This window comes from Streptomyces sp. NPDC057307, assembly GCF_042667665.1.
Taxonomy (GTDB): domain Bacteria; phylum Actinomycetota; class Actinomycetes; order Streptomycetales; family Streptomycetaceae; genus Streptomyces.
In genome coordinates, this window is sequence record NZ_JBHUZM010000004.1 from 138,019 (window position 1) to 145,399 (window position 7,381).

5 protein-coding genes are annotated in these 7,381 nt (G+C 71.0%); all 5 read left to right on the plus strand.

Going from position 1 to position 7,381, the window contains the following annotated elements; all coding sequences use genetic code 11:
* The first annotated feature begins 7 nt into the window (after nt 1-7).
* Nucleotides 8-2,065, plus strand: a complete 2,058-nt coding sequence (locus ACFUN8_RS03115; RefSeq protein WP_383630544.1) for a copper resistance CopC/CopD family protein — start codon at nt 8-10, stop codon at nt 2,063-2,065.
* Between the two features lie 94 nt (nt 2,066-2,159).
* Nucleotides 2,160-3,386 (plus strand): iron uptake transporter deferrochelatase/peroxidase subunit, encoded by a 1,227-nt coding sequence (gene efeB / locus ACFUN8_RS03120; RefSeq protein WP_383630572.1) that lies wholly within the window; start codon nt 2,160-2,162, stop codon nt 3,384-3,386.
* 99 nt (nt 3,387-3,485) lie between these two features.
* Nucleotides 3,486-4,421, plus strand: coding sequence for a prephenate dehydratase (gene pheA / locus ACFUN8_RS03125; protein WP_383630546.1), 936 nt, complete (start codon nt 3,486-3,488; stop codon nt 4,419-4,421).
* Between the two features lie 548 nt (nt 4,422-4,969).
* Complete coding sequence (gene serS / locus ACFUN8_RS03130; protein WP_383630548.1) at nt 4,970-6,259, plus strand: serine--tRNA ligase; 1,290 nt, start codon at nt 4,970-4,972, stop codon at nt 6,257-6,259.
* A complete protein-coding gene (locus tag ACFUN8_RS03135; protein WP_383630550.1) occupies nt 6,256-7,086 on the plus strand; it encodes an HAD family hydrolase in 831 nt (276 codons plus the stop codon). The genes serS and ACFUN8_RS03135 overlap by 4 nt, the downstream gene beginning before the upstream one ends.
* Nucleotides 7,087-7,381: the final 295 nt, after the last annotated feature.

A 7,381-nucleotide genomic window follows, 5' to 3' on the forward strand; every position in this document is an offset into this window, starting at 1 on the left:
ACTCACCATGACGGCCACCGCCCCCCGCTTCCGAACCCGGCTCATACGGCTGCTGCTCGTCGGCGCCGTGACGATCCTCGGTCTCTTCGGCACGCTCTCCGGTACGGCGTCCGCGCACGCCGCGCTGACCGGCAGCGATCCGAAGGACGGGGCGGTGGTCGACGTCGCTCCGCAGGACATCACACTCACCTTCTCCGAACAGATCGCCATGGGCGACGACTCCATCCGGGTCCTCGACCCCAGCAGCAAGCGCGTCGACGTCGCGAAGATGCGCGACCTCAGCCAGGGCGGCACCGTCCGCTACGCCGTCGGCCTGAAGCCCGGGCTGCCGGACGGCACGTACACCGTCGCCTGGCAGGCGGTCTCGGCCGACAGCCATCCCGTGTCCGGCGCGTTCACCTTCTCCGTCGGGGCGCCGTCGGAGACCACGGCCACCGTGCCCGATCAGGAGGCCGGGGGCGGGCTGGTCGGGACCGTGTACGACACGGTGCGCTACCTCTCGTACGTCGGGTTCATCCTGCTCGTCGGCGGTGCGGCGTTCGTCCTCGCCTGCTGGCAGCGGGGCGCGTCCGTACGGCCGTTGCAACGGCTCGTCGTCGGCGGCTGGGTCACCATGACCGCCGCGACGCTCGTCCTCCTACTACTGCGGACTCCGTACACCGGGTCCGGCAAGCTCGGCGACATGTTCGACCTCGGCGGGCTGTCGGACGTGCTGGACACCAAGACGGGCGCCGCGCTCGTCTCGCGGCTGCTGCTGCTCGGCGCGGCGGCCCTCTTCATCGCCGTGCTGTTCGGCGCGTACGCGAAGCGCGTCACGGAAGCGGAAGCGGAAGCGGAATCCGAGACGGGATCCGGAACCGGGTCCGGAACCGCGTCCGAGACGGAATCCGAGACGGAATCCGAGACGGAATCCGAGACGGAATCCGAAAGGGAGTCCGACGCGGGGAAGGCGAAGGGGGACCTCACCTTCGGGCTGAGCCTGGGCGGCACGGTCGTCGCCGCCGGTATCGCCGGGACGTGGGCGCTGTCCGAGCACGCGTCGACCGGGATCCAGACCGGCCTCGCCATGCCGCTGGACGTCCTGCATCTGCTGGCCGTGGCCACCTGGCTCGGCGGCCTCGTGTCGCTGCTGGTCGCCCTCTACGGGGCGCCGGACATCGAACGCGCCGCCGTACGGCGCTTCTCGCGGATCGCCTTCGTCAGCGTCGTCGTCCTGGCCGTGACCGGCCTCTACCAGTCGTGGCGGCAGGTCGGCTCCTGGGACGCCTGGACGGGGACGTCGTACGGCCAACTCCTGCTGGTCAAGCTCGGGCTGATCGCCGTACTGCTCGGTGTCGCCTGGTTCTCACGGCGCTGGACGGGGCTGCTGGGCGAGCAGCCGAAGACGGCGACAGAGACGGCGACCGCGGCGGATGCCGGAACGGACGACGAAGCCGACGAAGCCGACGAAGCCGCGGAAGCCGAAGAGGCCGGGAACGGTGCCGATCCCACACGCGTCGCCCAACTCGCCCGCCAGCGGACCGCGTTGGCCACGGCCCGCAAGAAGCGGAACCGCGACGCCGACACCGAGCGGTCCGGGCTGCGCCGCTCCGTACTGACCGAGGCGGGTATCGCCCTCGTGGTGCTCGCCGTCACGACCGCGCTGACGGGCACCGAGCCGGGACGTACGCAGGAGAAAGAGGTCGGCCGGTCGAGCACCGAGGCCGCCGCGCCCGCTCCCGCCCGCCCCGTCAGCCTCACCGAGCCCTTCGACACCGGCGGTGCGAAGGGCAAGGGCACACTGCGGCTCACCCTCGACCCCGCCCGCCCCGGCGCCAACCTCATGCACGTCTGGATCGACGGCCCGGACGGCAAGCCGATGGACGTGCCCGAGGTGAAGGTCGCCTACACCCTGAAGTCCGAGCAGATCGGCCCGCTCCCCGTCGTGCCCGAGCGTCTGGCACCGGGACACTGGAGCACGGCCAACGTACAGATCCCGATGCCCGGCGACTGGCATCTCCAGGTGACCGTGCGGACCTCGGACATCGACCAGACCACCATCGAGAAGAACGTGAAGATCGGCTGACCCCGTGAGCGACACCCGTACGACCAGTGACACCGACACCGACTCCGACACCGACTCCGGCGCCGGTACCGACGGCCGCGACGCCACCCCCGCGATCACGCGGCGGCGGCTGATCGGTACGGCCGGTGCCGTCGGCGCCGCGGGCCTCGTCGCCGGAGCGGCCGGCGGGGGCGCCACGTACGCCGCCACCCGCCCCGACGAGCCGACGGCGCTCGCCACGGTCGGCTCGGCCACCGTCGCCTTCCACGGCGACCACCAGGCCGGCATCACCACCCCGCTCCAGGCCCGTGGCCATCTGGTCGCCCTCGACCTCGCGCCGGGCGCCGGGCGCAAGGAGGCCGCCGCACTGCTGCGCCGCTGGTCGCAGACCGCGCGACGGCTCATGGCGGGCGAACCGGCCGGGGAGCGCGACACGGGCGTCGCGCTGGACGCGGGACCCTCCGCGCTGACGGTGACCTTCGGCTTCGGCCGGACCTTCTTCGACGTGACGAAGCTGGCCGATCGACGCCCGTCGGCGCTCGACCCGCTGCCGGCCTTCTCCTCGGACCACCTCGACGCCCGGCGCGGTGAGGGCGATCTGTGGGTGCAGATCGGCTCGGACGACTCGCTCGTCGCCTTCCACGCGCTGCGCGCCCTTCTTAAGGAGGCGGGCGACGCGGCGCGGGTGCGGTGGCAGATGAACGGCTTCAACCGCTCTCCCGGCGCCACCGCCCGTCCGATGACGGCGCGCAATCTGATGGGCCAGGTCGACGGCACCAACAACCCCAAGCCGACGGAGCCCGACTTCGACCGGCGGATCTTCGTCCCGGCGAAGCCGCCGGCCGGGACGCCCGACTGGATGGCGGGCGGCTCGTACGCGGTCGTACGCCGGATCCGGATGCTGCTCGACGACTGGGACGCCCTGCCGGTCGACCGCCAGGAGCTTGTCATCGGCCGCCGAAAGTCCGACGGCGCCCCGCTCACCGGCGGCACGGAGACGACCGCGCTCGCCCTCGACAAGACCGGCCCGGACGGCAAGCTCGTCATCCCGGACAACGCGCACGCCCGGATCTCGGCGCCGGAGCAGAACGGCGGGGCCGCGATGCTGCGCCGCCCGTTCTCCTTCCACGACGGCATCGCGGCGGACGGCACCCCCGACGCGGGCCTGCTGTTCATCTGCTGGCAGGCCGATCCGCTGAGGGGCTTCGTGCCGGTGCAGCGCAAGCTCGACCGGGGTGACGCGCTGTCGGCGTTCGTACGGCACGAGTCGAGCGGGCTGTACGCGGTGCCGGGCGGACCGCGCGAGGGCGAGTACGTGGGCCAGCGGCTGCTGGAGGCCTGAGCGGGAGCCGGGGCAGGAGCCAGGCCCCGGCTCCGGATGTCTGACCTGGGCCTTGGGCTGACGTCCTGGAGCGTCCGCCGATCGGACTAAAGTGACCACATGTCGGCCACGCGCTATACGTACCTGGGCCCCGAGGGCACCTTCACCGAAGCCGCCCTCCGCACCCTTCCGGAAGCCGCGACCCGGGAGCTGATCCCGATGGTCTCGGTGCCCGCGGCCCTCGATGCCGTACGGCACGGGGACGCCGCGGCCGCCCTCGTACCGATCGAGAACTCGGTGGAGGGCGGCGTCACCGCGACTCTCGACGAACTCGCGTCGGGCGAGCCGCTGATGATCTACCGCGAGGTGGTGCTGCCCATCGCCTTCGCGCTCCTCGTCAGGCCGGGGACGGCGCTGTCCGACATCAAGACGGTGACCGGTCATCCGGTGGCGCAGCCGCAGGTGCGCAACTGGCTGCGGGCCCAGCTGCCGAACGCGCTGTGGGAGTCGGCCGCGTCGAACGCGGACGGCGCGCGGCTGGTCCAGGAGGGCCGGTTCGACGCCGCCTTCGCCGGTGAGTTCGCGGCGGCGACGTACGGGCTCGAAGCCCTGGTCACCGAGATCCACGACGCCGAGAACGCGGAGACGCGCTTCGTCCTGGTGGGCAGGCCGGCGCGGCCGTCGGCGCCGACCGGCGCGGACAAGACCTCGGTCGTGGTCTGGCTCGGCGAGGACCACCCGGGCGCGCTGCTCGAACTGCTTCAGGAGTTCGCCGTACGCGGGGTCAACCTGATGCTCATCCAGTCGCGGCCGACGGGCGCGGGCATCGGTAACTACTGCTTCGCCGTGGACGCGGAGGGTCATATCGCGGACCGGCGTGTGGGCGAGGCGCTGATGGGGCTGAAGCGGATCAGCCCGAAGGTGCGGTTCCTGGGGTCGTACCCGAGGGCCGGGGTGACGCCGGACGACCTGCCGCGGCTGCGTGCGGGGACGTCGGACGCGGAGTTCATGGACGCCGCCGACTGGCTGGCCCGCAGCCAGGACGGCCGGATCTGAGCCGCCGGGGCGGCGGGGCGATCCGTTGTCCCCAGAGTTATCCACAGGCGGACCGGCCGCCCTGGGGACAAGTCGACAGCGTCGACCGAACGGGTCGACAAATCTCCTCAGCGACCGCATGACCATCCACAGGGCACAGAAGTGGCCTGCGTCACTCCCATTCCACTGATCAACTCGTTAGAGGGACCAAGTCCCACCCGAATGAGTATGTGAAGCGGGTTTAGGAGGCGAATCCTCCCGCTCCCACATGGGCTTTCACCGTGAAGTCGCTCGCGATCCACAGATTCCCCACACAGCCTGTGGATAACTTTTGGAGCCGGTACGCCTCTGTGGACAACGTCGCCCCAAGTGCCGCGCGCCACAAGGGAAATGAGTCAACGGAACATCGCCGGTGCCCCTTTCCGGGGAATTGGCCACCCGCTATTGACGTGGACGACCCTCCCCTTTCACTCTTTCCTCACTCTCCTCAATTGTGGCAATTCAGACAAAGCGCCACACGTTGAAATATGGGGTGGGGTGGCGGAAGCTCGCACCGGTAGCCTGGCGGGGTGATTGACCTTCGCCTGCTCCGAGACGACCCCGACCGTGTCCGCGCCTCGCAGCGCGCCCGTGGAGAGGACGTCGCCGTCGTCGACGCCCTGCTCTCCGCCGACGAGCGGCGCAGGGCCTCCGGCGTCCGCTTCGACGAGCTGCGTTCCGAGCAGAAGACGCTCGGCAAACTCGTGCCCAAGGCCACCGGCGACGAGAAGACCGAACTGCTGGCGCGCACCCGGGAGCTGTCCGCCGCCGTGAAGGCCGCCGACGTCGCGCAGCACGAGGCCGACGAGGAGGCCAGGCGGCTGCTCCTCCAACTGGGCAACATCGTCCACCCGGACGTGCCCGTGGGCGGCGAGGAGGACTTCGTCGTCCTCGACACGATCGGCACCCCGCGCGACTTCGCCGCCGAGGGCTTCGAGCCCAAGGACCACCTGGAGCTGGGCGAGGCGCTCGGCGCCATCGACATGGAGCGCGGCGCGAAGGTCTCCGGCTCGCGCTTCTACTACCTGACGGGCGTCGGCGCCCTGCTCGAACTCGCCCTGGTGAACGCGGCGATCGCGCAGGCCACCGACGCCGGCTTCGTCCCGATGCTGACCCCCGCGCTGGTGCGCCCGCGCGCGATGGAGGGCACGGGCTTCCTCGGCCAGGCCGCGGAGAACGTGTACCACCTGGAGAAGGACGACTACTACCTGGTCGGCACGTCGGAGGTGCCCCTCGCCGCGTACCACATGGACGAGATCATCGACGCCGACAAACTGCCCCTGCGGTACGCGGGGTTCTCGCCGTGCTTCCGGCGCGAGGCGGGTACGTACGGCAAGGACACCCGGGGCATCTTCCGGGTGCACCAGTTCGACAAGGTCGAGATGTTCTCGTACGTCGACCCGGCGGACGCCGAGGCCGAACACACGCGCCTGCTGGAGTGGGAGAAGCAGTGGCTCACCGGCCTCGGGCTGCCCTTCCAGGTGATCGACGTGGCCACGGGCGACCTGGGTGCCTCGGCCTCGCGCAAGTTCGACTGCGAGGCGTGGATCCCGACGCAGGGCAAGTACCGCGAGCTGACGTCCGCGTCCAACTGCGACGGTTTCCAGGCCCGTCGGCTCTCCGTACGGATGCGTGAGGCGAAGGACGGCAAGCAGCAGGTGAAGCCGCTCGCGACGCTGAACGGCACGCTCTGCGCCGTACCGCGCACGATCGTGGCGCTGCTGGAGAACCACCAGCGGGCCGACGGTTCGGTGTGGGTGCCCGAGGTGCTCCGTCCGTATCTGGGCGGGCGCGAGACGCTGGAGCCGATCGCCAAGTGAGTTCCGCCCCTGTCCCCGCTTCCGCCTTCCCGTACAAGCTCGTCGCGACCGACCTCGACGGCACGCTGCTGCGCGACGACCACACGGTCTCCGCGCGTACGCGCGACGCGCTCGCCGCCGCCACGGCGGCGGGCGCCGCGCACATCATCGTCACCGGGCGGGCCGTGCCGTGGACGCGGGGCATCCTGGACGATCTCGGGTACGACGGGTTGGCGGTCTGTGGCCAGGGCGCGCAGGTTTACCACGCCGGTGAGCACAGACTGCTGACGTCGGTGACGCTGGACCGGCAGGTGGCCGTCCTCGCGCTGGCGAAGATCGAGGCGGAGGTGGGCCCGCTGGCGCTGGCCGCGAGCCGTGACGGTCTCGACGGCGACGTCCTGATCGGGCCGGGCTACCAGGTGCAGGAGGGCCCGCTGCCCTCGCTGTTCCTCGACGATCGCGAGGAGATGTGGACCGCGCCGATCAACAAGGTCTACATCCAGCATCCGGAGCTGAGCGACGACGCGTTGGCGAAGGTCGCGCAGGAGACGGTCGGCGGCATGGTGGCCGTGGTGATGGCGGGGCCGGGCGTCGTGGAGATCCTGCCGCTGGGTCTGAGCAAGGCGACGGGGCTCTCGCTGGCCGCGCGGCGGCTCGGTGTGACGGCGGCCGACACGATCGCGTTCGGCGACATGCCCAACGACATCCCGATGTTCGGCTGGGCGCGGCACGGTGTGGCGATGGCCAACGCGCACGAGGCGCTGAGGGCCGTGGCGGACGAGGTGACCGCGTCGAACGACGACGACGGTATCGCCGTGGTGTTGGAGAGGCTGCTCCAGCAGGGCTGAGGCGCCCGCTTCCGGCCGGGAGGTCGAGAGGGAGGGGGCGGTCCACGCGCGAACGCGCGCTCGAAGCGACCGCCCCCTTGGGCGGGTCACCGTCGGCTGCGCGGAGCGGAAGTGGTTACTCCGGTGCCGGGTCGGGACTGCCCTGTCGGGAACTCGACGGACTCGAACTACTGGTCATCGCCGCGCTCCTCTCCCGGTCCAAGTGGTGCCTGACACCATTACTGTGCACCCGCGCGGTACTTGGGCGCCACCCAATTACGCGGGTCCTGGCGCGGTGGCCGTTCCGTCCGGCCAC